Source organism: Sphingobacteriales bacterium (genome assembly GCA_016711285.1).
Taxonomy (GTDB): Bacteria; Bacteroidota; Bacteroidia; order Chitinophagales; family UBA2359; genus JADJTG01.
Genome location: JADJTG010000012.1, coordinates 180144 through 204243, shown reverse-complemented (window position 1 = coordinate 204243; position 24100 = coordinate 180144). Strand labels below are relative to the sequence as shown.

Annotated in this window: 21 protein-coding genes; 14 read left to right on the top strand and 7 right to left on the bottom strand. The window is 41.9% G+C overall.

Features of this window, described 5'->3' with window-relative positions; all coding sequences use genetic code 11:
- Positions 1-11 precede the first annotated feature (11 nt).
- A complete protein-coding gene (locus tag IPL35_08025) occupies positions 12-680 on the bottom strand; it encodes a CoA pyrophosphatase (protein MBK8443349.1) in 669 nt (222 codons plus the stop codon).
- 532 nt (positions 681-1212) lie between these two features.
- Between IPL35_08025 and IPL35_08020 the strand changes: the two genes are divergently transcribed.
- Positions 1213-1674, top strand: coding sequence for a hypothetical protein (locus IPL35_08020; protein MBK8443348.1), 462 nt, complete (start codon positions 1213-1215; stop codon positions 1672-1674).
- Between the two features lie 9 nt (positions 1675-1683).
- On the top strand, positions 1684-2493 hold the full coding sequence (locus tag IPL35_08015; GenBank protein ID MBK8443347.1) for a TIGR02757 family protein: 810 nt from the start codon (positions 1684-1686) through the stop codon (positions 2491-2493).
- On the opposite strand, the gene IPL35_08010 is transcribed toward IPL35_08015, so the two are convergent.
- Complete coding sequence (locus IPL35_08010; GenBank protein ID MBK8443346.1) at positions 2384-3187, bottom strand: hypothetical protein; 804 nt, start codon at positions 3185-3187, stop codon at positions 2384-2386. The genes IPL35_08015 and IPL35_08010 overlap by 110 nt on opposite strands.
- Before the next feature lie 167 nt (positions 3188-3354).
- Positions 3355-3927, bottom strand: coding sequence for a PepSY-like domain-containing protein (locus IPL35_08005; protein ID MBK8443345.1), 573 nt, complete (start codon positions 3925-3927; stop codon positions 3355-3357).
- Between the two features lie 217 nt (positions 3928-4144).
- On the opposite strand from IPL35_08005, the gene IPL35_08000 reads away from it, so the two are divergent.
- Complete coding sequence (locus IPL35_08000) at positions 4145-4972, top strand: DUF4249 domain-containing protein (protein ID MBK8443344.1); 828 nt, start codon at positions 4145-4147, stop codon at positions 4970-4972.
- Positions 4973-5028: 56 nt separating this feature from the next.
- On the opposite strand, the gene IPL35_07995 is transcribed toward IPL35_08000, so the two are convergent.
- On the bottom strand, positions 5029-5259 hold the full coding sequence (locus IPL35_07995) for a hypothetical protein (protein ID MBK8443343.1): 231 nt from the start codon (positions 5257-5259) through the stop codon (positions 5029-5031).
- Between the two features lie 26 nt (positions 5260-5285).
- A complete protein-coding gene (locus tag IPL35_07990; protein ID MBK8443342.1) occupies positions 5286-6197 on the bottom strand; it encodes a magnesium transporter CorA family protein in 912 nt (303 codons plus the stop codon).
- Between the two features lie 461 nt (positions 6198-6658).
- Here IPL35_07990 and IPL35_07985 point away from each other — a divergent pair, with 461 nt between their 5' ends.
- The 11 genes from IPL35_07985 (at position 6659) to IPL35_07935 (ending at position 21923) form a co-directional block, all read left to right on the top strand.
- A complete protein-coding gene (locus tag IPL35_07985) occupies positions 6659-7627 on the top strand; it encodes a type IX secretion system membrane protein PorP/SprF (protein ID MBK8443341.1) in 969 nt (322 codons plus the stop codon).
- Between the two features lie 86 nt (positions 7628-7713).
- The gene (locus IPL35_07980; GenBank protein MBK8443340.1) at positions 7714-12408 is read left to right on the top strand and encodes a tandem-95 repeat protein; all 4695 of its coding nucleotides are present in this window, start codon (positions 7714-7716) and stop codon (positions 12406-12408) included.
- Positions 12409-12904: 496 nt separating this feature from the next.
- The gene (locus IPL35_07975; GenBank protein MBK8443339.1) at positions 12905-13723 is read left to right on the top strand and encodes a MotA/TolQ/ExbB proton channel family protein; all 819 of its coding nucleotides are present in this window, start codon (positions 12905-12907) and stop codon (positions 13721-13723) included.
- Positions 13724-13831: 108 nt separating this feature from the next.
- The gene (locus IPL35_07970; GenBank protein MBK8443338.1) at positions 13832-14452 is read left to right on the top strand and encodes a biopolymer transporter ExbD; all 621 of its coding nucleotides are present in this window, start codon (positions 13832-13834) and stop codon (positions 14450-14452) included.
- 219 nt (positions 14453-14671) lie between these two features.
- Positions 14672-15301, top strand: a complete 630-nt coding sequence (locus IPL35_07965; protein MBK8443337.1) for a biopolymer transporter ExbD — start codon at positions 14672-14674, stop codon at positions 15299-15301.
- Between the two features lie 52 nt (positions 15302-15353).
- Positions 15354-16196, top strand: a complete 843-nt coding sequence (locus IPL35_07960) for a TonB family protein (protein ID MBK8443336.1) — start codon at positions 15354-15356, stop codon at positions 16194-16196.
- A gap of 152 nt (positions 16197-16348) precedes the next feature.
- Positions 16349-16810: a TonB family protein gene (locus IPL35_07955; GenBank protein ID MBK8443335.1), complete on the top strand. Its 462-nt coding sequence runs from the start codon at positions 16349-16351 to the stop codon at positions 16808-16810.
- 99 nt (positions 16811-16909) lie between these two features.
- Positions 16910-17389 carry an energy transducer TonB gene (locus IPL35_07950; GenBank protein ID MBK8443334.1) on the top strand — a complete coding sequence of 160 codons (480 nt, stop codon included), beginning with the start codon at positions 16910-16912 and terminating at the stop codon, positions 17387-17389.
- Between the two features lie 238 nt (positions 17390-17627).
- Positions 17628-17870 carry an energy transducer TonB gene (locus IPL35_07945; protein ID MBK8443333.1) on the top strand — a complete coding sequence of 81 codons (243 nt, stop codon included), beginning with the start codon at positions 17628-17630 and terminating at the stop codon, positions 17868-17870.
- A gap of 138 nt (positions 17871-18008) precedes the next feature.
- Entirely contained in the window at positions 18009-18413 is a 405-nt protein-coding gene (locus IPL35_07940) for a TonB family protein (protein ID MBK8443332.1), read from the top strand.
- 207 nt (positions 18414-18620) lie between these two features.
- On the top strand, positions 18621-21923 hold the full coding sequence (locus IPL35_07935; GenBank protein ID MBK8443331.1) for a T9SS type A sorting domain-containing protein: 3303 nt from the start codon (positions 18621-18623) through the stop codon (positions 21921-21923).
- 265 nt (positions 21924-22188) lie between these two features.
- On the opposite strand, the gene IPL35_07930 is transcribed toward IPL35_07935, so the two are convergent.
- On the bottom strand, positions 22189-23124 hold the full coding sequence (locus tag IPL35_07930) for an NAD-dependent epimerase/dehydratase family protein (GenBank protein ID MBK8443330.1): 936 nt from the start codon (positions 23122-23124) through the stop codon (positions 22189-22191).
- 27 nt (positions 23125-23151) lie between these two features.
- Positions 23152-24018 carry a glucose-1-phosphate thymidylyltransferase RfbA gene (gene rfbA / locus IPL35_07925; GenBank protein MBK8443329.1) on the bottom strand — a complete coding sequence of 289 codons (867 nt, stop codon included), beginning with the start codon at positions 24016-24018 and terminating at the stop codon, positions 23152-23154.
- Positions 24019-24100 lie beyond the last annotated feature (82 nt).

The following is a 24100-nucleotide window of genomic DNA, read 5'->3' as shown; positions in this document are numbered from 1 at the left end:
CCCCTGTTTTTTTATATCACCCCCTCTGCTATTACTTCCAATAATTCGCTCAAAATAGCGGCACTTGCTCCCCACACCACCCGCTGCTGAATATTATAAAATGGCACATCTAAACGAAGATGCCCGCGCACGAGCATATTTTTTTTGATTTGAAAAGCCGAAGGGTGGGCTGCCTCCGACCAACTCACCTGCAATATATGAGCTACCTCCTGTGGGTCGGGCAAAAACTGCGGCATAGCATTTATCCGTGCCACCACCGGCTGCACCCTGAAATTACTCGGTGCTATGTACAACTCGCTCAAGCACCCCAACACCTCTATATGGTGGCGCGGCACCCCAATTTCCTCTTCGGTTTCGCGCAGGGCGGTTGCGGTTAAGTCGCCGCCGTCAGCCGCATCTTGCTGCCCGCCCGGAAAAGCAATCTGGCCACTGTGAACCCCCTCGTACTCCGGTCGTACAATCAGCGGAAAATGTGGCGCACCTATGGCATCGGGGTACAACAATATACATACCGCCCCCACTTTGGCACCTTGTAAAGTGTCGGGCGTAGGAGGTACAAATTTTCTGTTGGAAGGCAATGCTTTGGCGTGGGCGCGGGCGGCGGGCAAATTTTGCCGATGAAGCAGTTGTCGTATATTTTCAGTGAAAATATTAAAATCTTCAAAGTTGGATAAGCTCATATTATTGTTTGATGTTTTTTTAAAACTATGCAACAGTCCTTTTATCATAGAAAAACAGAACCCGAAAATCTAAAAAGGTGCGAAAGTGCAAAGCTATGTCAGAATTTGGCTATTTTGTCTTGTCTTAAAATAGGTTTACACATTTCATAACAAAAACGATTAAAAAAATGAAAAGAAGTAAAGCTGTTTTAGGATTAAAACATCTGAATGAGTTTTGGTTAGGACAATTAGGTTATGACAATTAGGTTATGACAAAACTGTGAAATGGAGTAACTTTTAGCCAACAGTTGCCGGATTTGCCGCAGGGCGTGTATTTTTACCGTATCTTCACTCTATAAAAGACAAATAATTAAAATGCTTAATCTTGAAACTAAAATGTTTACCGTTGATTATAAGCAATTTTGTGTATCAACACTTTTTTTATAACTGCTAAAAAAATTACCTTTGCTGTATATTATCAATACATTTTTTTCGTTAAAGAAGCATTTTATACACACATATTTTTTAGTCAGATTTTAAAAACAAAAAAACAATGATAAGACGACTCATCGGTCTGGCTTTGGTGCTGCTCTTGGGCTGGATTGTATATGTACAATTTTATGGCACTGACGAGCAAAAAACCGCCCGCAAACAATTATTTGAAAACCTGCGCCAAACCGGAAAAACCATCGGCGATATTGCTAAAGTTGAGCAACTCAAACTCAAAGATATTTCTTTTAAAGATGCTTTGGGCAAAGTAGGTGAAAGTATAGATAAACTGCGGCAGAATGCTTCAAATCTGAAGCAGGAGTATCGCGAAAAACTCGACGATTTGCAGAGCCGCAAGCGGGAATTGGAGGATTTGCTGCATATTGCTCAAAGCAAACCCGACAGCGAAATTACACCCGAACAGGAAGCGGCTGCCAAACAAAAACTCCGCGATTTGTCGGTAGAAATGCAAACGCTGGCAAAGCAAATAGAAAACGATGAGCAGGCTCTTGAACAACAACCTTGATGAGGAGGCTTGCAGGGCTATACAGCAAACGAAGAGGCTTTGCGCCATTTGCTGGAAGAAAAAACGGCACAATATCAACAGCCCTATTTTATAGAAAACGACCCCATCAGTGTGCCGCATCTTTTTTCAAAAAAACAGGATATTGAAATTGCGGCTTTGTTCAGTGCTTTGTTTGCGTGGGGGCAACGGCGCACCATCATCGCCAAAAGCAGAGCCTTGATGCAGCTGATGGACGATGCCCCGCACCAGTTTATTACACAATGCAAAGACAGCGACCTGCGCCGTTTTGAGCAATTTAAGCACCGCACCTTCAATGCCACCGACACGCTGTATTGTATCGCTTTTTTGCGTCATTGGTATGCCCGCCACGATAGCCTCGAAACGGCTTTTTCGCAACATGTGCGGCACGGCGAACAACATATCGGTGCAGCGTTGAGTGGTTTTCACGACTTGTTTTTTTCGTTGCCCGTCATATCGGAGCGCACCCGCAAGCATATTCCTACGCCGCTTCGCCAATCAAGTTGCAAGCGGCTTTGTATGCTGCTGCGCTGGTTGGTGCGCTCTGATCAAAAAGGTGTGGATTTTGGTTTGTGGAAAGCCATCAGTCCGGCGCAATTGCTGTGCCCTTTAGATGTGCATGTGCTTCGGGTAGCCGAAAGGTTGGGCTTGCTGCAAAGCACCAAAAGTAATTGGCACAATGCCTTGTCGCTTACCGCCACTTTGCGCCGCTTTGATGCCGCCGACCCTGTAAAATACGATTTTGCCTTGTTTGGAATGGGGATAGAAGAAAAATCTTATAGTCTAAAATTTTCCATGTAATAATGTTTCCACAGTTGGCGCGTCCGGGCCAGGGCAATTCGGAAAGAGGAGGAGCAGAGGCACTGCGCACACTCAGGTCTTGCAAACTTTTATACACCAATCCCACACCTTTGGCATATACCTCGTGAGAGTAGGTATATTGCAGAAAGTTTTCGTATTGCTGCTGAACCACAGTGAGCGTGGAGTCGAAAACCATTTCGTTGATGGTATCTTTTTGGTGCAGTTTTTCTATGTGGTAGTCCCAGTTTTTATAAAAAGCCACCTGATTGCACTTATTGTCGTCTATATAGTATTCTTCATCAATGTAGGCATTACCCGACCAGTTTTTGTGGTTTGCCAACGGAAAGGCGAGTTTGATAAAACGCATATTGTTGTCGTTGCGCTCGGCGGTGGCGGTGGTGCGGCGAATACTTTGCACTTGTGGCACAATGTTGCTCCAGGGCGTATTGCTGCCGGTGTTGCGCACATAGCGCAGGAGGCGGTAGGCGGTTTCTCCTTCGCCATCGGTGTAGCTGCTGCCGACCACTTCGCGTACCTCGCGCGAGATAAATTTATCATCAAAGCCCTTGTCTTTTTGCAAAGTATCTATTTGATACTCCACCCAAAAACCCTCCTCTGCCGGAAAATAAGCATAATCGGCAGCAAGGGGCAGCAGTTCGGTTTTTTCGGTACAGGAGGCCAAAAAAGAAAGCAAAAGCAATGCAAAAGCACCGCGTTTTAACATCAACAACATAAAAAATGAAAATAAGGAAAAAAACTTCAACAAAAAGACGTACAGATGAAAGATAAAGTTGCACAGACTTTATCTCTTATTTAAGCAGGTGCTATGAAAAAATAAATGGGAATAAAAAAAATGCCGATTTATTCCTCTTCTTCTTCATAAGCTTCCTCTTCATTGTCATCATCTACATACATCTCCAGCAAATCATCATCGCCGTCATTGTTGTTGTCTATATCATCATCTTCTACTACTTCTAATTCTTCCTGCAACAAAGCCGGTTCTTCTTCATATTCCGTTTTGCTGCCATCGTACTTGATATTGTTGAGAATTACGCCGTTGCCGTCTAATTTGAGTTCCACTTCCTTATCGCGCAACCGCAGCACCATTTCGTAAGTGCGCTCGTTGGCGTTGTTGAGGATGGTTTGGAAATCAATTACTTTGTAGCCTTTGGGGTATTCTTCGTTGAGTGTTTTTTCAACTACAGGCGGTAACTGTTTGGATACCGAAAACACGATGGTTTCGAGCCATTCGCCTTCTGCTGAAAATTTGGCGTATTTAGTCCATATTTTTTGTTGAAAAAATACACCATACACATTGTTTTTTTCCCGTACCCAACCTTCTATTTTAGCATCGGGATACTTTTTCATGGCGGCTTCTGTTAAATGGTCTTTTACTTTAGACTCATCTAATTTATCTTTTTCGATACGAAGCAAAAATTCCTTAAATGTGATTTGTTGCATACTGATAATTGGGTATGAAATTTACTATACAATTAATGTGTATATCTTAGTAGCGCACAAAATTGTGAAACGCTTTTTTTTTTGCCAAATTTTTTTTTCAAAAAAAGCATATTCATATTTAAAATACGTTGAAACAAAAGGAATATTTTTTCTGTTACCTTTGCTGCGTTAATCAAAAAAAAGAAAAAATATGATATTTCGGAATTTAGTCATCATGTTGGTACTGAGTTGTGCAGCTTGTAATATGAGTAAAGAAATAGAAGTGGATTTGCCCGAATACGAGCCTCAAGCGGTGGTGGAGTGCTATTTGGAAGCAGGGCAACCTTATCGTATGGCACTTACCAAAAGCAGTGGTTATTTTGATGAAGTGAATGATACGGCTTTGCTCAGTATTTTGATACATGGTGCTTTGGTACTCATCACCCACGCCAACGGCACAGATACTTTGCAGGAAGCGGCGGGTGGTGTTTTTGTAGAAAATGGTAGGTTGTTCAACTATATATCATCAAAAACAGTTCCGACTTTGTACAACAGCGATTTTTCGCTGAAGATCATCACTGCCGACAACAAGGAAATCAGTGCCGTAACACGCCTTTTGCCGCCTGTGCCGATAGATTCGCTGACTACCAAATGGAGTACTTCCAACGATACTTTGGCATTGGTGCTTACCCATATCACCGACCCCGCCGATACCGACAACTATTATCGCCGTCAGTTTTTCTTTGGCAGCAGAGACAGTGTGCAGCAGGATTTTTTTCCTGACGACCGCATCGTGGGCGAAAACAACCAGTTGGTGTTCGGTTCGGGCTACGACTTCACCGAAGGCGATACGGCTTTGGCGGTGTTGTGGCACATCAACAAAGAGTATGCTGATTATGCGCAAAGCACTCAAACCGCCATCGCTTCCAACGGCAATCCTTTTGCCAGTCCGGGCAGTATTTTGAGCAATATTCAGGGCGGTATCGGTATTTTTACGGGCGTTTCGCGCGATGAAAAATCGGTTATTATTCACAAATAACGGGTAGCTATAACAAATTTTTAGTAGTTGTGCTACAATCTGGTTTTGGGCGATTGTTAATTTTCTTCTTTTTCTTGGCGGAAAGACTGCACAGCACGAAAAACTCTGAAAACACCATACAACAGCACAATAATACCCAGATAACGCTTGAGTTGGTCATCTTCGAGTGCTGAAAATGCGGCGGGCGGATATAAAAAAAACAAGCCCACAGCCATATAAAGCAGCCCGATACTCATTTTGGTTATCAAAAACATCCATTTGGCGGCGTTGCGGTGAGAAGAAGCCATCTTTTATTACAATTCAGCGATTAAAATTAAAAGAGACGTTTGCGTACAAATATATACAGCACCACAATCGCCATTACCGCCGAAAACAAAATAACCGCCAAATATGCCGAAGGGCTGTTTTCGAATGGCAGGTGAAGGTTCATTCCGTAGAAGCTGGCAATTAAGGTGGGCACCATCAGCACGATGGTTACGGCGGTGAGGCGTTTCATCACCATATTGAGGTTGTTGGAGATAATGGAAGCGAAAGCGTCCATTGTTCCGTTCAAGATGTTGTTATACACTTCCGCCATTTCGCGTGCTTGTCGGGCATCAATAATAATCCCTTCCAAAAAATCCGAAGCATCTTCATCACTGCGAATTTTGAGCAGGTCGGTGCGCTGCACTTTATTCATCAGCAACTCATTATCGCGCAGGGCTGTTACAAAATACACCAAACTTTTTTGCAAATTCATCAACTTTGCCAACTCGGTATTCCGGCTCGAATGAAATAACTCTTTCTCGTAGGTATTGCGCTGATGATTGATGCGCTTGAGATAGAGCATATAATAATAAACGGTTTGGTTGAAGATGCGCAAAATAAAATCTTGGTGCTGATGTGGATTAAATTCTTTAATTTTACGGTTGATGAAATAATCCATAACAGGCGTAGGCGACGAGCTGATGGTGATGAGGTGGTCTTTCATCACAATAATACCGATAGGAACAGTAATATAGAGTGCCTCAAATTCTGATTCACTTTGATTTTTGAGTGGGCTGCTTAATACAATCAAATCCACATCATCATCACGCTCAAAGCGCGAGCGTTCGTCCACGTCCAAAGAATCTATAAAAAAGTCAATCGGAATGTCCAATTGTTCGCTGAGTTGTTCTATTTCGTTTTTTTCGTAGGGGGGGTGTATATTTATCCAACAACCTTTTTCCAAAGCTTGCAGGTGCATCAAGTCACCATTGTATTTTTTGATATACTGAATCAAGGTTGTATGGGAGCTAAAAAATAAAAAATCGGAGTTGCAAAGCGCAACATATATGTTTTTTAGGTTGCAAACATACAAAAAATGTATGGGATTATGGCTACATTACAGTTTTAATTGTGTTATAGGGAGTTCAATATAAGTTTAAAAATATAGATTTTCTTGGAGCAAATTATTGAAAAAATACAAATTGGCATTTTATTTGGGTAAAGATAAAGTATTGGTAAATAAAAATTAGACATGCAAAGCCTTAACTTTATATAAATGTGGGCGGTTTTAACTTGTTTTATGGTATATATTCGCCCCGCAAATAACAAAAAGAAAACAAAAAACACGGTAAATATATCTTATTTAAAATACAAAAGATGTTTTTAAGGTGTCTTATAATACATACAATCAACTATAATAAAATAATAATAAATCAGTATATGAAAATCCTATCCGATATACAGTGTCGTTTTGTGCTATTGATCATCGTATCGTGGTGGGCAACCTGGCAAGTTTCTGCCCAGCAAGACCCTCAATATACACAATATATGTTCAATGGCTTGTCCATTAATCCGGCTTATGCGGGTACGCGCGGCGGCTTGAGTTTGACGGCGGTGGGCAGATACCAATGGGTGGACATCAAGGGCGCGCCGCGTACTATTTCGCTGAGTGCCCACTCACCTTTGGCAAAAAAAGTAGCTTTGGGTTTGAATGTGGAAGGAGATGAGATAGGGGTTCATCGCCGTATCGGTGCCTTTGCTTCCTATGCGTATCATTTGCCTTTGGGCAGTGAATGGAAATTGAGTTTGGGATTGCAAGCGGGCGTACATCATTATAGTTCGCGTTTTACCGAAATTGCGGTAAGCGACCCCGACCCAAATTTTTCGGAAGATTTTACAAAAACACTTCCCAATTTCGGGGCGGGATTTTTCTTGTATAGCCAGCGTTTTTATTTTGGAGCGGCAGCACCACATTTACTACAGCACAAACTGCGCACCGACACCACAGATGCCGACATTTCAAAAGTGGCGCATCAATACCGCCATTATTTACTCACAGGAGGTGCGGTATTTCATCTCGCCGATGGTTTTGATTTAAAACCATCTTTTTTAATAAAATCTGTACCTGCCAGTGCTCCTTTCATTGCCGACCTCAATCTGAGTTTGCTCGTCAAAGAAACCGTGTGGGTAGGGGTGAGCTATCGCAGTTTTGATTCCATAGATTTTATTGCCGAATTATTATTGGGAAAGATGCGTTTGGGGTATTCTTATGACCTCACACTCACCAAACTTTCCAACTACAACAGCGGCTCTCACGAAGTAATGCTGGGCTATGATTTTGGTGGCGACAACAAAGGAGGCAAGGGTTTAGGCAGAAAAGAAAGAGTTGTTACACCGCGTTATTTCTAAATATATTTTAAAAAAGCATCTAATCACAATTTTTATATCGGCACACCATCGCCGTATTTTAATAAAAATTATCTATGTCAATAGCTATGAATACATTATACTATCCATACAAAAAACGGTTAAGGGGGCATTTGTTTTATTGGTTAATAGTGATATTGATGAGCAACGGTATCGCTTTGAAAGCGCAGCAACAAGCACCCTGTGGCGGCGACAGCAATGCAGGCAATTTTTGTGTACCTGCTTATCAGCCTAACCAATCAATACCTTATTTAGTGTTGTGCGTACCCAATTGCGAAGGCGAGTCGGTTTTTATGTCAGATCATCTTTCTTTGTATGGTTGCGGTATTACCGAACTGAACGACACTTGTTTCCGATATACGCCCTTGCCCAGTCAGGTGGGCAATGATGTAGTCACTATAACGATGTGCTACACTGATGAACCCGAAAATTGCTCAGAAATTGTTTTTAATATAACGATAGATGCAGCGGGCTGTCAGCCGAATCCCGACGCTTGTCTCGCTGATGCGGGTACTTTGTCATTATCAAGTAATGAAGTAATAGTGGGTAATTCTTCACCTGCTGCCACGGTGAGCGGAAAAACGACAGCAACAGGTTATACTTATTTGTATCTATTAACACAAGATTCTAACCCCGAAGATGCCATACAATACAATGTTGTAGCCACCAGTGCTTCCGGCACTTTCAATTCATTAGCCATAGGCTCTTATCGCATACACGGCGTTTCATTTAAAGGTACTATTCCTCAGTTTTTGGATTTAAATGTGAATATGGTAGAGGGGTTATTGCAACTGATAGACGAAGAGAGCATTTGTGCCGAAGTACAGGCAGCGGGTACTGCTTTTTCGGTGATAGAAGAGACAGTTGTGGTTGATGAATGTTTAGCCAATGGCGGCTTATTGACCTTAGCGGCAGATAGCGTAACGACAGGAAATACCTCGCCGCAGACAGCAGTAACAGAGGCTTTGAGTAGCGAAGGATATAGTTACATCTATATATTGGCGACAGATGCTGCCACACAGGGACAGCCTGCAAATGTAGTGTTTTTGGAAGAAAACTTAAACGGCTCTTTTGATATGAGCAGCTATGCTGCGGGTAATTATTTTGTGTTGGGCGTTTCTTATAAAGGCACGCCGGCACAATTCCAACAACTACCCCTCAATAATTTGGACGATTACAGTGCTTTGGTTGGCGACAGCACAATTTGCGCCAACAGCACCGGAGATGTATTTTGGTGGTATGGCGGCGATGAAGAGCCGACTTGTGCTGCCAGCGGAGGAAATATCTTTTTGCCAGATGCTTCGGTAGCAATAGGAGAAATTTCTATAGCACCTACTGTAGTGGGGGCAGCTACCACTGGCGGACTAAATTATTATTTTCTTTTAACCACCACTGCCGCCAACAATCACGAAATTTTAGCATTAAGTTCCAACGGTTCTTTTAATTTTAGTGGTTTTAATACAGGGCAATATATGATTTTTGGCATCTCTTTGCAAGGAACATTGACACTTTTAGAAAACTACACCACCATAGAATCTATTCAGCAAGATATAGAAGAAGCAGTACTTTGTGCCGATTTTAGTTTTAACGAAGCAACAGTAACTGTAACTCCGGCAGTAGAAAATAATGATTGTGAACAAACTGTTTATACCTGCTCTATACCGATTACACCATTGGATTTGTGTATAGAATTTTGTAATTTAGAAGGTAATATTGTGATTGATACTCTCATTACCACTTACAGTTGCAGCGTACATTATGATGAAGAGGACGGCACTTGTATTCGTTATACAGCATTACCCGGCTATACAGGCTTGGATTCTTTGATTGTGATAGGTCATGATGGAACAGGAACAATAGATACAGTAGTTACTTACATTAAAATTGAATGTATGACCCCCAACGCTGTTGATGACTTTTATACCGTTACAACGACCAATCCCGCTTCTACACTTTTAACTATTTTGAACAACGATGAAGACCTTTGTCCCAATATTAGCTCTATGAATATCATAGACCAAGCCGAACACGGTGATGTGGTGAACAACGGCAACGGCACTTTCTCTTATTATCCCGACAGTGGGTTTAGCGGTACTGACAGTTTTGTGTATCAAATATGTAATAACTGCTCTAATACTTCGCTTTGCGATACGGCAGTAGTAACAATTGCCGTAAATGAAGTCCAAAATGCCATTGATGCCGTAGATGATCAGATTGTAGGAGTAATGAACGAAGTCAGCAATATTCAGGTATTGCAAAATGACGAGGCAGATGGGGCAGCCATTGTATCTTATACACAACCTGCCAACGGCTCAGTCAGTTTAAACGGCTCCATCTTAATTTATACACCCGATGAAGATTTTGAAGGAACAGATACTTTCTCTTATACAATTTGCAATGTAGCCGGCGAATGTGATGAAGCTACGGTGACGATTATTGTAGATAATGCCGAAATAAACAGCGCACCCATTGCAGTAGATGACAGCTACACGTTGCCGACGAATGAACCTGTTGTATTACAGGTATTGCAAAATGATATAGATGATAATCCGCCTTTGGTACTCACTGGTATTTTTAATGTACCCGAAAACGTATCTGTTACTATCCAAAATAACGCTATTTCAGTTGGTTTTCAAACAGGAGCAGCCGATAGCGTAACATTTAATTATGTAGTATGCGATACTGCCGAGCCGCCTTTGTGCGATACTGCTTTGGTAACAATTGTATTGGAAAATATCACACCCTCCGATACAATTATAGCAATAAATGATACTTTGGCAACAAATCCTGCGGATACTTTACAGCATATCAACGTGTTGGAAAACGATTTGGGCGAAAATATTGTGCTGATTTCATTTTCACAGCCACAACACGGGGTTGTATTGCTCAATACAGATGGTACTTTGACATACATACCCGATGGAGATTTTGAAGGAACAGACAGTTTTACTTATACGATGTGCAATAATAGTGGCGATTGTGACGAAGCTACTGTATATATCAATGTGGACTCTGATGATAATGATGCCCCGATTGCACAAGACGATATGGCAACGACAGATATGTATGTTACCATAGCTATTGATGTTGCCGCCAACGACAGCGACCCCAACGGCGACGAACTCAGCGACCCTGAAATCGTATCACCGCCGCAACACGGTACAGCTACCGTTCAGTTGGGGCAAATTGTGTATGAACCCGCCGATGGTTTTTATGGAACAGATACTTTTACCTATTCTATATGCGATACAGTAGCTGCTCCTTCCACTTTGTGCGATACCGCCACTGTAACCATTGTAGTATTATCGCCATTAGATGCCGAACCCGATGTGGTGTTTACGCAGGTAAATACTCCTGTTGATATAACTGTATTGCCCAATGACACAGGCACAGATTTAGAAATTACTTCTTTTGTACAACCTTTGCACGGAGCAGTGATTATTCAACAAGATAATGAAACATTTACCTATACACCCGAAGAGGATTTTACCGGAACAGATTATTTTATATACACCGTGTGCAATGCCGATGTGCTTTGCGATTCGGCGGTGGTCAGCATTGTTGTAAGTCCGTTGCAACCCAATTTGCCGCCCCATGCTGTAAATGATGCACTAGTGGGAATAATGGGCGACACACTCGTGGCAACCGTAATGGACAACGACAGCGACCCCAACGGAGACAACATATTTATTACTATTGTAGAAAACCCCGCACAGGGAACAGTAGAAATTATCAACGACGGGCAAGCGATACAATATGTGCCGCCTACCCCTACTTTTGACGAAATCGTTACATTTGATTACGTTATTTGCGATACCTCCACTGCCTGCGATACAGCAACTGTGGTCATCTCTTACAATGGAATGCCCTCCAACCACCCGCCACTTGGCACTGACGATGCCATTAGCATGGAGCAGGGCGACACAGTGGAATATTGTGCTTTATTGTTGGGTTTTGACACAGATGGCGATGAACTTTCTTACGAAATACTCACTCCGCCCATTAACGGTGCTTATGAAATCAACGAAAACAACTGTATCGTTTATACCCCGAATACCGACTTTTTGGGCGATGATCATTTGACCTATTTGTTGTGCGATGACGGCAGCCCTGTGTTGTGCGATACTGTTTCTTTGACTATTCATGTAACGAGCAAATCAGATGAAACCCTGCAAGCCATAGATGATGAAACCAGCACTTCTGTGAATACTGCCGTAGATATTGATGTTCTGGAAAACGATAAAGGCGGCAATATCAGCATTACTTCATTTGATGCACAAAGCCCGCACGGAACAATTACAGAACACCCCGACAGCGCAGGCGTACTCGTATATGAGCCGGATGCCGGATTTTATGGAACGGATACCTTTACTTACGTCATTTGTCTTGAACCCGACCTGCTTCTGTGCGATACGGCATCAGTATTTGTACAAGTTGTTCCGCCCGATGTATCTTGTCAGGCAAGCGAATTATTTATTCCCGAAGGTATTACACCGAATGGCGATAATATCAACGATGAATTTATCATAGAACACCTCAATGAGTGTTTTGGTGATAAAGAACCTGAATTGCTGGTATTCAATCGTTGGGGAAATGAAGTATATCGCAAAACAGGCTATACCGGCTTGGCGGGCGAATCGTGGAACGGCACTTGGCAGCAAAACGACGAGCCTGTACCCGACGGCACTTATTTCTACATCTTGCATTTGAATACGGATACCGCCACTGACAACCGTAGCGGCACAATAGAAGTATATCGTTAGTACTGATTTTTTTTAAAAACTGAAAATATTTTTTTCTGTAAAAAAACTGCTGTTCTTAAATAAACAGCAACCATAGTGCACAAAAACTGTATATTTTTTTCATAGCTGCTCTTTTTATGAAGCCCCGCACTGTAACCAACAGTTGTGGGGCTTTTTTCTGATTAAATATACAAAATATGACAATGTTATTACAATCATAAAAGAGATAGATATTAATTTCGCTGAACTTTTTTTAAAAAAATGTATCAATGATTTTAAACAGAATATTGTATTTTCTTATGAAAATCATTTAATATTGCACAATTTTAGTTTAAAGTTGTGACAATAAATAAGAATTATTATTTTTACCCAAATGAATAGAAACAACATAATAAAATACTTTTATTGTATTTAAAATTGTGTACTAAGTATAAAGTATAGTTGTATAATGTAAATCATATTCTAAAAAAATAACAATCATTTTATTAATTAACTCATTTAACAAAAAACCTAACGAATGGCACAAACGACAGCAACAACAGCTCCCAAAAAGGGGGGGCTTGAAAACACCTTTGCTCTTCTTGTAATTCCCGTTATCATTATTGTTTGTATTTTATTGTACAAGTTTGTGATGGGATCCCCTTCCAACTTTGAAGGCGGCGATCCCAACAACCACCCACTTCCGGGTAATTATTTGGGAATTGTATATAAAGGAGGTGTAATCGTACCTATTTTGATGTCTTTCTTTTTGATGGTTATCGTGTTTTCCATTGAGCGTTTTATCACTATCAACAGAGCCTACGGCAGTGGTTCTTTGGACAATTTTGTGCGCAAAGTGAAATCTTTGGTAGATGGCGGACGCATTGACGATGCCATTGCCGAAAGCAACCGCCAAAAAGGTTCAGTGGGTAATGTAGTACGCAGCACCTTAGAAAAATACAAAGAAGTGCAAAACTGGAGCGGACACGATAAAGAGCAAAAAATAGCAGCAATTCAAAAACAATTAGAAGAATCCACTTCTTTAGAATTGCCAATGCTCGAAAAAAACCTCACCATCATTGCTACGCTCGCTTCTATCGCTACCTTGACAGGTCTTTTAGGAACGGTAATCGGTATGATTAAAGCGTTTGCGGCACTTGCCGTAGCCGGTAATCCTGATGCAGTAGCCTTGGCTAATGGTATCTCGGAAGCACTCGTAAATACCGCACTCGGTATCGGTACTTCTACACTCGCCATCATCGCCTACAACTATTTCACCAGCCGTATTGATACCCTCACTTACAACCTGGACGAAATCGGTGTGAGCCTCACACAAAGCTATAATGCTACACACTAAGCCTTAAAAACAACCGCGAACGAAAAGTGTGAATGAACACACCTTACCGTACTGCGTGTTTTCATTTTTATTTTATTTATAAATTTAACTAAACGATTTTTATATAAAATGCCCAAAGTCAAAGTCCCGCGTAAGAATATTTCGCTTGATATGACGGCGATGTGCGATGTGGCGTTTTTGCTCCTGACCTTCTTCATGCTTACCACAAAATTTAAGCCCGAAGAACCCGTTCAAGTAAAAATGCCCTCCTCTATCTCCGAAACTACCTTGCCCGACGACGGTAAATTGCAACTGGCGGTGGGTGCTGACGGGCGCATTTTTATGGGAGTGGACGGTCAGCCCACCCGCCTGAAAATGCTCGAAGAAATCGGTAAAAAATATAACATGACCTTTACCGATGCAGAAAAGTTTGAATTTGCTAAAATGGACGCTTTCGGAACACCCTTGAACGGCTTGAAACAGTTGCTGGCATTGAGTGCCACCGAGCGCAATAAGGTAAAACAACCCGGTTTGCCTTGCTGCGACAGCCTTAATACCGAACTCACCGACTGGGTGCTGTATGCCCGTGCTACCGCTCCCGACCAAAAACTCAAAGTGGCTATCCGCTCCGATGTAGATACCGACTACGAAGTGGTAAAAAAACTCATAGCAACTTTGCAGGCGCAAAAAATCAACAAATTCAATCTGGTGACTTCGCCCGAAGCAAAGCCCAAGCCTAAAGCAAATTAAAGCATATAGCTAAAAATGCCGCTTTTTTTATAATGTAAAAAAAAGTTAAAAATTATATGTTTATGCTTGATAATACGTTATAACTATACAGCGTTTCATTTTTTTTAAAATAAAAACTCAAACAAAAACCTTTTGCACCGCAGACAGCGAAATCGGTGCTCAAACAAAAATAAAATTTCGCATATTGTGTAACCCTCAAAAAAAACCGTATAATTTGATATGGCAGAAGTAGATACCGGTGGGGGTGGTGGAAAGAAAAATGACGGAAAGCGGCGAGCCAAGAAAGGCTCTACCAAAGTGGATATGACCGCAATGGTAGATATGGCGTTTTTGCTGCTTACTTTTTTTATGCTTACCACCACCTTCAATAAACCGAAGATGATGGAAATAAATATGCCTGATAAAGATAAAGAATTGCCCGAAGAAAAAATGAAAGTACCTGCTTCGCGCACGGTCACTGTTATTTTGGGTAAAGACAATAAGGTATATTGGTATCAGGGCGATGATGATAACCCCGCCGTAGCAGTGGAAGAAACCGATTTTTCGGAAAACGGAATCCGCAACGCATTGTTGCGCAAATCCGCCGAAATTCGCGCCTTGCCGCGCCGCGAAAGCGATAAAGAAAACCCTGAGCCTATTGTTATTATCAAGGCAATGGACAAATCCAAATATAAAAATTTGGTGGATATTCTGGACGAAATGCACATTACAGGCGTTAAAATTTATGCCATTGTGGATTTTACTGAAGATGACCGCAAATTATTGGCAGTACAACACCCCAACAGTGTGGCAGATATGGCACCGCTTGACGGCAGTGCGCCGGCTGCTACGGGAACTACTACCCAATAAAGCGCGTTATTATTATTAATTTTTTTATCAAAAGCCTCCTGAATCTTAAACAATGAAAGATTATAAAGAAATACCTTTAGACGACATTGTCTTTGAAGGTCGTAATAAAGACTATGGGGCATACGATTTGCGCAAACGCTACGGCAAAAACGTAACACGCGCTGCCTTGATAGCTATTCCGCTATTTATCGCAGCTTTGCTGGGTCCGGGTATTTACGCCAAATTGTCGCCGCCGGTGAAAGAGGAAAAGGTAGAGGTAGAGATAGATTTAGCCAATCTGCCACCACCTCCCGAAAATCCGAATGAGCCACCACCACCGCCACCACCACCGCCACCACCGCCACCACCGCCTTTGCCACCGCCAAAGGTGAGTACAGTGCGCTTTATTCCGCCTGAGCCGGAAGAGGACGATAAAGTGGTGGAAGAGCCGCCTAAACAAGAGGAATTGGAAAATAAAGTGACAGCTACAAAAACAGAACAAGGCGACCCCAATGCCAATGCCGACCAAGTGATTGAGGTGAAAGAGGAGCCGCGTGCCGAAACCAAAGTAGTGGCTATCCCCGAAAAACCGAAAGAAGAAGAAGTATTTGAAGTGGTAGAACAAATGCCGCAGTTTCCGGGTGGCGATGCCGAATTACTCAAATATTTGCGTAGCAATATCAAATATCCGCGTATGGCTTCCGAAAACAACATTGAGGGCAAAGTATTTGTGTCGTTTGTAGTAAAAAGCGATGGCAGTATTACCAATGTAAAAGTATTGCGCGGTATTGGCGGCGGTTGTGACGAAGAGGCGGTACGCGTAGTAAAAAGTATGCCTTCCTGGTTGCCCGGTAAACAAGGCGGTCGTCCGGTGCCGGTGAGTTTTAAGCTGCCCGTAGTATTTAAGTTAGAGTAAGCGTATTGCGGCGCATACATCATTCTTTTTTGTTGTATGATATGCGGTACAATATTATATTTTAAATAAAAAGCCCGATTTTTAAAACGGATATATTTTGTCTGCTTTTAAGTTGGGCTTTTTATATTTCATCATTAAAAAAACTCAAAAAAATGAAAAAGATTATCACACTTATAACGATTATGCTGTTTTGTGCAGTGGCAGCACAAAGCCAAACTCCAGACTGCTCTCTGAAACAATTACCAGACGAACGATTCTTAGACAACTCTAACAAAAAAGCTCAAAACGACACAACAGAGCAAATTTATAGCGTGGTAGAGCAAATGCCGGAGTTTTTGGGTGGCGATGTCGAATTGCTGAAATATTTGCGCAGCAATATCCAATATCCCGAAGAGGCAACACGATTGAAGATAGAAGGTAAAGTATTTGTATCGTTTGTTGTAGAAAAAGACGGAAGCATTGCAAATGCAAAAGTATTGCGCGGTATTGGTGGTGGCTGCGACGAAGAGGCATTGCGCCTAATACAAAATATGCCTAAATGGGTACCTGGCAAACAAGGAGGCAAATTTGTAAATGTAAAATATAACTTACCCATTGTGTTTAAAAACGAATGAGATGAATATCTTGAAAATACTTATTTTATGCCTCCTTACTTGGCTGTTTGGTGACAATTTATTACAAGCTATATTTAATCATTAAAAAACTCAAAAAAAATGAAAAAGATTATCACACTTATAACAATTATGCTGTTTTGTGCAGTGGCAGCACAAAGCCAAACTCCGCAAAGCACCCTGAAAGTAGCAGGCGGACGACCCTTAGACGGCAGCAAAAGCACTGAGCAGTCGGACAGTGTCAAACATCAAAACGATACAAAAAAAACAACTTATGACGTGGTAGAGCTTATGCCGCAGTTTCCGGGTGGCGATGCTGAATTGCTGAAATATTTGCGCAGTAATATCCAATATCCCGAAGAGGCAAAACGATTGAAGATAGAAGGCAAAGTATTTGTATCGTTTGTTGTAGAAAAAGACGGAAACATTGCAAATGCAAAAGTATTGCGCGGTATTGGTGGTGGCTGCAACGAAGAGGCATTGCGCGTAATACAAAATATGCCCAAATGGGTACCCGGCTTGCAAGGAGGCGAACCTGTAAGTGTAAGTTTTAAATTACCCATTGTGTTTAAAAAAGATTGATAAACAATGAGATGAATATCTTGAAAATACTTATTTTATGCCTCCTTACTTGGCTGTTTGGTGGCAATTTATTACAAGCTGCACCTTTGATGATAGTAAGAGATACCACTCTGTTGCCAACAGAAAAGAGTCCTGATTAAATAATGCCTGAATTTCCGGGCGGAGATATGGCTCTGTTACAATATTTTCGTAGTAACGTTGATATCCTGAAGAGGCTCTCCTTAAAGATATACAAGGCGTGGTTTTTGTAAGCTTTGTTATTGGCGTAGATGGCAGTGTGCGCAATGTAGGAATATTAAAAGGTATTGGTGGCGGCTGTGGTGAGGAAGCGATGCGTGTAATAGCGTCTATGCCAAATTGGAAACCCGGATTACAATTTGGAAAACCTGTGGCAGTAGGTTTTCGTATGCCTGTGGTTTTTAAATTAGAACCTGCTGTAAAAGAAAAAAAGCGAAAAAAACGCCATAAAGGTACACCCTAATGCAAAACACGACACTTGATGTCGGATATTTTGTAAACTTTTTGCAAATAGTATGTCTAAACAACAAAAAGAAATTTTGCCGTGATATGTGCGGCGGCTTTTTTACCAAAATATTTATTAAAATTATATTTGTTTTATATGAGAAAAATATTTTATGCGACTTGTTTTGTTGTTGCCCTGACGAGTGCCGCACAGGCACAGCAAACTGCTCCGCAGGTTTATACACCCGAACAGGAAGTTTACATCAATGTAGAGCGCAAACCCCAATTTGCAGGTGGAGACAGTGCTTTATTTGCTTATATCAAGGAGCATTTGGAATACCCAAAAGACCTGCGCACCGATGCCAGAGCTTTGGTGGAGTTTGTAGTACGCGCCGATGGCAGCATCACCGATGCCAAAATATTGCGCAGCGCGTGCAAAAGTTGCGATGAAGCAACTTTTAAATTGCTCAACAATATGCCTAAATGGGTAGCAGCCCAACAAAACGGCGAAGCAGTAAGCGTAAAACAAACTTTGCCGATATATTTCAAAGTCGGGCAATAAAAAATATTATCTAAATAATTGAGGATATTGATGTATATCCTGCCGCATTTTGTCTGAATCAAAGTAACTGATATGGGCAAAAGGCATTTTTTATAAAAAAAATATTGCAGTAAATAATATTTATTGCACATTTATATCATCATACAGCAAAATTTTTAATAAGTTTGTGTAACTATAAACGCTTTATTTTATTAATATTTTGCTTAGATGATGAAAAATATTTACTACTCTTTTGTTCTTTTGTGTTTTGCTTTTGGCACAATCACAGCACAGTCTATTGCACCGCTTAAAGCAGATGAAACGCCAAACTCCGGTTTGCCCCCTGAATTTTCTTCTGCTCACGCCGCCCAGCAAGCCCACTATGCCGCCTTTCAGCTACAAAATGAAGCCCAAAGCGATTCGTTGCGGCTGGTAGAAAACAACTGGAAAAACCTTCCGCCACAGCGTAGCCGCACCAAAAGTCAGGTGTGTGCGCTCAACAAACAAGTGTATGGCTGGCATCCGTATTGGGTAGGCACTGCCTACAACAACTACGATTTTAATTTGCTTTCTACTTTTTCGTATTTCTCCTACGAAGTCAATCCATCTACGGGCAATTATACATCTATTCACTCGTGGAAAACCACCCCTTCCATTGATTTGGCAAAGGCTGCGGGCTGTCGTGTGGAGTTGTGTGTTACGAATTTTGGGGCTACCCAAAACACTACTTTTTTAACCAACCCTGCTGCCTGGGACAAACTGTTGGATAGTTTGGTGGTATTAGTCAATTATCGCCAAGCACACGGCATCAATATTGATTTTGAAGGTGTGCCCGGAGCGCAAGCCGCCAATTTTACGAGTTTTTTGCAATATGCCGCCAATCGTATGCACAGCGAAGTACCCGGCTCTACAGTAACAATGGCTTTGTATTCGGTGGACTGGAACAGCGTATTTGATATGCCTAATCTTATCAATTATATAGATGCTTTTATTATTATGGGCTACGGATATTATTATTCGGGCAGTGGTAATGCGGGTCCGAATGCGCCGCTTTATCACGGCAATATCTGGACACTCTACACCCTCAATCGCTCCATAGATTATTATTTGAACGAAGGCTGTCCGCCGCAAAAGTTACTCATTGGTTTGCCGTATTACGGACAGGAATGGAATACCAGTTCCAACGCCATTCCTTCATCTACCACAAGTTTTGTAGGCTCGCGCACTTACAATTATATCCGCAATAATTATATCGGCACTTATACACCCACCTTAGACCAGCACAGCAATACACAATCTATTATTTATAATTCGGGCAATTGGCGGCAATGTTGGTATGATGATGAACTGACTTTAGGAGAACGCTACGATATGGTGCGCGACAAAAAAATAGGCGGTATCGGAATATGGGCACTCGGCTATGATGATGGCTACAATGAATTGTGGGATTTGATAGCCGACCGTTTTACGGATTGCTATGTGCCGTGTAAGGATTTTACTTATGATAGCGGCGGCTCGCTGGGGCAATACCGCAATAGTGAGAATTGTGTGATGACATTCAGCGAAAACAGCAACAGCAACGTAAAACTTACTTTTACACAATTTGATGTAGAAGCCAACTACGATTATGTATATATCCATGATGGCAACGATACCAATGCACCTTTGCTCGGCACTTATACAGGAACTACTTTGCCGCCTGCTTTAATTTCTTCGGGCAATGCGCTGACTTTGCATTTTACGTCTGACGGCAGCACACGCGCCGACGGTTGGGCTGCCGAGTGGAGTGTGCTACCCAAAACCGCCATTGCTCCTTTGAACACCTGCTACGCCGATGATTTTACTTTCAACAGCACCGATGAAGATTTTTGTGGGGCGGGTATTCAGCAATCTTTTTATTTACCTGAGGTACAGGAAAGCGGCGAATGGCGGGCGGCAAATGAGTTGGGATTTTTTAATGATGCTTTTGATGATGGTGTAATTCATACCGATTGGACGAGTGCGGTGGGTACTTGGAGCGAAACCGGCGGAGCTTTAAAACAAAGCGATGAAACCAACGCCAATACGAATATTTATGCGACTTTAAGCGAAAATGCGGCTGCCTCTTATTTGTATCATTGGAAAATGAAAATAGAAGGCACGGGAACGAATCGCCGCGCCGGTATTCATTTCTTTTGTGATAATCCTGCTTTGCCCAATCGCGGCAATTCATATTTTATTTATTTCAGGGTGGACAGCGATTTGTTGCAGATTTATGAAGTGGAAAATGACACATGGACACTCAAACAAGAAGTGCCGGTAGTGGTAGATGCTGCTAAATGGTATGATTGTAAAATATTGTATAATCCCACAACAGGGGCTATTTCGGTGTGGCGCGATGATGTATATTTGACTACATGGACAGACACCACACCACATACCATCGGAGGCGGTATATCACCGCGCACTGGTAATTGTCAGGGATTTTATGACGATTTTAAAGTATATAAAAGTCGCTCGGCGGCAACGCTTGTAACAGTGGGCAACAGCGAAGCTATTTACACACAAAACACCGCCCCGAACACTCCGGCTGCTACTATTTACAGCCTCACATTAGACAATAACAATACCTTTTCGCTTGCAGCCTCTGCTACGGTGAATATAGACTGGACAGCTCCTGCCGCCGTAGTTGTACAGGACGGAAGCGGCAGCGATGAGGATAATACCACTTTTGGCAATATGCTTTCTGCCAACTGGACGGCTGCCGCCGATGCCAACAGCACCCTTGCCGGATATTGGTATCAGATTGGCACTTCGCCATATAACAACGATGTAGTAGCCGCTACTTTTGCCGGATTAACGACTAACGTTACACACAACGGACTGAATCTGTCGGCGGGTACTACTTATTATTTTACGGTTTGGGCTGAAAACTGCTCCGGTTTGTTGTCGGCACAAGCAAGTTCAGACGGAATAACCTTAGTAAATCCTTGTCCGTTTAATGATAATATTACAACTGATTATAACAACGGTGAACAACTCACTTTTCAGGTAGAGGATTATATTACGGCATCAAATGAGTTGGCGGCGGGTACACAAATTGTGTATGATGCGGGAAATTATATTGATTTGCAGGTGGGATTTTGGGCAAAAAGCGGCAGCGATTTCAGGGCTTTTATTCAGGGGTGTTTACCTGCGCCTTTGGCTGCTCCCGTCATTGATGCGGCGATAGCAGAAGAAAATTCTGCGGCTGCCAAAAACGCTGTTGCTACAACTCCGCATTTGGAAAAAATATCGGGTACTTGGCAAATTTATCCCAACCCAACGCGGGATATATTATATATTAGTTGGCAGGGAGCGGCAGATGAGGGGCAGAGTGGCAATATTCGTTTGTTGGATATACAAGGTCGTGTGTTGAAAACGTGGCAATACGAAGGTAATGCGGGTGCTGTTTTGGCAGTAGATGTATCAGAGGTGGCAAGTGGAATATATTGGCTGCATTGTGCCACCGAAAACGCTGCGGTGCAGGTACAAAAATTGGTGGTGTATTGATTAAATACAGAAACTTATAAGTTGCAAATGGCGACGTTGTACAATTTTCATTACAATGCCGCCATTTGCATTTTTTTTAATAAAAAATTGAAAATTATTTTTTTAAAAACCTCGTTAATTAGCAGGCAGATAATAACGATATTAAAAAAACATTTGTGAAATAAATAATTTATCAGAGGGCGGTGCTAAATTTTAAATAAATTATGTAATCTGTTGAAAATGAATTGTTTAACTAATAATTAATCATAACTAAGCACTGCCAAAATCATCTATAAGCGTAGTGTTCAATTACTTGCTGCAAACCTTCGCGCAGGGGTGTAAAAGGGCGTTGAAGCAGGGTTTTCATGCGGGTTACATCGGGTTGGCGGCGCGGCATATCGCCTTCTTTGAGTGCAGGAAGATGGATAATTTCAGACGAAGATCCACTAATATCAATTATTAATTTTGCCAGTTCCAATACTGATACTTCTGCATCATTGCCAATATTAAAAGTTTGATTGGCAGTGTGTGCGTGTTCTGTGGCATATAAAGTAGCATCTAAATTATCGGCGATGAAACAAAAAGTGCGCTGCTGGCTGCCATCGCCATATACGGTGAGCGGCTCGTTGCGCAAGGCGGCGCGAATAAATTTTGACACCACAAAATCGGGATTTTGTTTATTGCCGTAAGTATTGAAAAAGCGAAAAATATTATAGTTTAATCCTTTTTCCTGAAAATAGGCGTGGCAAAACGCCTCTCCTACATTTTTTACGATGGCATAAGGCAGGCGGGCATTGAGGGGGGTATGCTCTTCGTGTTGCGGAAAATGCTCCGAAATGCCGTAAACTTCTGAAGATGAAGCATATACAAAACGCTGTACCTGACAGGCGGCAGCAAGTTCGCATATATTTTTGATACCTTTTACATCTTCCATCACCCAAAGCGGGTGCTGCAAAGTGCGTTGCACACCCACCACCGCCGCATAATGAAATACGGTATGAAACGAAAAACGCTCCATCAAAGCACTCAGTTCTGTGTAATTGTTGATGTCGCAATACGCAAACTCCCAATTATCGGCAGAGGGCGGAGGCAAATTTTCTTTGCGTCCCGTGAGCAAGTTGTCGGCAATTACTACATAAAAGTCGGGGTTTTGGAGCAAACGCTCTGCCAGCGAACTGCCGATAAATCCGGCACCGCCGCTAATCAACACATATTTTTTCATCAGCTGCTGCTTTGAAATATACAGGGCTTATCCGTGTTTGAGGACATTCAATAAATATTCACCGTAGCCGCTTTTGAGGAGTGGATTTGCCAGAGCTTCCAACTGAGCCGCCGAAATAAAACCTTTGCGGTAGGCAATTTCTTCAATACAGCCCACTTTCAAGCCTTGTCTTTGTTCTATCACTTGTACAAAAATAGAGGCGTGCATCAGGGAATCAAAAGTTCCGGTATCCAACCAAGCCGTGCCACGCCCGAAGATGGTCACTTTTAAATTACCTTGTCGCAGATATTGTTTATTCACATCGGTAATTTCGTATTCGCCGCGTGCGCTGGGTTGGAGGTTTTTGGCAATATCAATCACAGAGTTGTCGTAGAAATACAAACCCGGCACAGCGTAATTTGATTTGGGATGTTTGGGTTTCTCTTCAATAGAAACAGCGACATTATTTTCGTCAAAGTCCACAACACCATAACGTTCAGGGTCAGCAACGTGATAAGCATAAATCATACCGCCCTCTACATCAGCATTTTGTGTCAGAGATTTTTCCATTCCTTCTCCGAAAAAAATATTATCTCCTAAAATAAGACATACTTTGTCATTTTCGATAAATTCTTCACCAATCACAAAAGCCTGCGCCAATCCATTGGGCTGTGGCTGCTCGGCATATTGAAAATTACACCCCAAATGTTTGCCGTCACCGAGTAGTTTTTTGAAATTGGGTAAGTCGTGCGGAGTAGAGATAATCAAAATTTCGTTAATTCCTGCCAACAAAAGTGTAGAAAGTGGGTAGTAAATCATTGGTTTATCATAAATAGGCATTATTTGTTTACTGATGCCCATTGTGATAGGATAGAGGCGTGTGCCGGAACCACCGGCGAGGATAATCCCTTTCATTTTATAGAAAAACTTGATTTTTTAGGCTACAAAGCTACTGTTTTATTTTGCAAATTCTTATTATATTTTTTACATTTTTACA

Excerpts from the sequence above, each read along its gene's own strand:
- IPL35_07960 (MBK8443336.1), top strand. The coding sequence starts at position 15,354 with ATGAAAGATTATAAAGAAATACCTTTAGACGACATTGTCTTTGAAGGT.
- IPL35_07930 (MBK8443330.1), bottom strand. The coding sequence starts at position 23,124 with ATGAAAAAATATGTGTTGATTAGCGGCGGTGCCGGATTTATCGGCAGT.
- IPL35_08000 (MBK8443344.1), top strand. The coding sequence starts at position 4,145 with ATGATATTTCGGAATTTAGTCATCATGTTGGTACTGAGTTGTGCAGCT.
- IPL35_07995 (MBK8443343.1), bottom strand. The coding sequence starts at position 5,259 with ATGGCTTCTTCTCACCGCAACGCCGCCAAATGGATGTTTTTGATAACC.
- IPL35_07990 (MBK8443342.1), bottom strand. The coding sequence starts at position 6,197 with ATGCACCTGCAAGCTTTGGAAAAAGGTTGTTGGATAAATATACACCCC.
- IPL35_07955 (MBK8443335.1), top strand. The coding sequence starts at position 16,349 with ATGAAAAAGATTATCACACTTATAACGATTATGCTGTTTTGTGCAGTG.
- IPL35_07970 (MBK8443338.1), top strand. The coding sequence starts at position 13,832 with ATGCCCAAAGTCAAAGTCCCGCGTAAGAATATTTCGCTTGATATGACG.
- IPL35_07985 (MBK8443341.1), top strand. The coding sequence starts at position 6,659 with ATGAAAATCCTATCCGATATACAGTGTCGTTTTGTGCTATTGATCATC.
- IPL35_08020 (MBK8443348.1), top strand. The coding sequence starts at position 1,213 with ATGATAAGACGACTCATCGGTCTGGCTTTGGTGCTGCTCTTGGGCTGG.
- IPL35_07965 (MBK8443337.1), top strand. The coding sequence starts at position 14,672 with ATGGCAGAAGTAGATACCGGTGGGGGTGGTGGAAAGAAAAATGACGGA.
- IPL35_07935 (MBK8443331.1), top strand. The coding sequence starts at position 18,621 with ATGATGAAAAATATTTACTACTCTTTTGTTCTTTTGTGTTTTGCTTTT.
- rfbA (MBK8443329.1), bottom strand. The coding sequence starts at position 24,018 with ATGAAAGGGATTATCCTCGCCGGTGGTTCCGGCACACGCCTCTATCCT.
- IPL35_07940 (MBK8443332.1), top strand. The coding sequence starts at position 18,009 with ATGAGAAAAATATTTTATGCGACTTGTTTTGTTGTTGCCCTGACGAGT.
- IPL35_07950 (MBK8443334.1), top strand. The coding sequence starts at position 16,910 with ATGAAAAAGATTATCACACTTATAACAATTATGCTGTTTTGTGCAGTG.
- IPL35_07980 (MBK8443340.1), top strand. The coding sequence starts at position 7,714 with ATGAATACATTATACTATCCATACAAAAAACGGTTAAGGGGGCATTTG.
- IPL35_08025 (MBK8443349.1), bottom strand. The coding sequence starts at position 680 with ATGAGCTTATCCAACTTTGAAGATTTTAATATTTTCACTGAAAATATA.
- IPL35_07975 (MBK8443339.1), top strand. The coding sequence starts at position 12,905 with ATGGCACAAACGACAGCAACAACAGCTCCCAAAAAGGGGGGGCTTGAA.